Origin of the sequence: Vibrio sp. 10N.286.46.A8, assembly GCF_041470165.1 — a bacterium.
Lineage (GTDB): Bacteria > Pseudomonadota > Gammaproteobacteria > Enterobacterales > Vibrionaceae > Vibrio > Vibrio tasmaniensis_A.
On sequence record NZ_JBFRLX010000008.1, the window covers coordinates 1 to 591 of the forward strand.

Genomic DNA, 591 nt, shown 5'->3' on the forward strand with positions numbered 1-591 from the left:
GCTGATAATAAAATAAATAACGACCATTATTTGATATTAACTTTAAATGTTGAAATCGGAACGAACAATTGCTTGTAATAATTATCTATTTGATTGGTTAATTTTATAAATATATTTTGTTACATAATCAAAACTGATGGCTCTTTTTAATATGCTCCTTATAACAGCGCCTCTTACAACCGAGGCTCGCACAACTAAGATTCTTACAAAAACACCCATAAAAGCAATGACTTTAATGGTTCTAACTTTGTCATCACTGTCACAGGCTTCCACTATTGAGAACGATGAACCATTGCTTAAGTCATTGATTAAAAGAGGTGTTATCTGTTCTGGCTTAACCTATGAGGAAAATCAAGAAGCTTTACGTATCTATCTCAACGCTAAAAAAGCGAAGAGCACTCCGTTTGATTCAAAAAGTAGAAAAGAGACAACCAATACAAAGGAGATAGAAAGTAAAAAAAATACAACAAACACACGTCAGTTAAATAAGACACCACAAGAGTGTATTAGGCCAAACTCGGACAACAGATCCGAATAAGGCAAGTTGATACTGATATCGACATGGAAATATAAAAGGAAAATATAATGAAA

General features: G+C 32.7%; 1 protein-coding gene. It reads left to right on the forward strand.

Translation table 11 applies throughout. The annotated features are described in order from the left end of the window. Nucleotides 1-226 precede the first annotated feature (226 nt). Nucleotides 227-538: a hypothetical protein gene (locus AB4232_RS00740; protein WP_372085699.1), complete on the forward strand. Its 312-nt coding sequence runs from the start codon at nucleotides 227-229 to the stop codon at nucleotides 536-538. The last annotated feature ends 53 nt before the right edge of the window (nucleotides 539-591 follow it).

Excerpts from the sequence above, each read along its gene's own strand:
- AB4232_RS00740 (WP_372085699.1), top strand. The coding sequence starts at position 227 with ATGACTTTAATGGTTCTAACTTTGTCATCACTGTCACAGGCTTCCACT.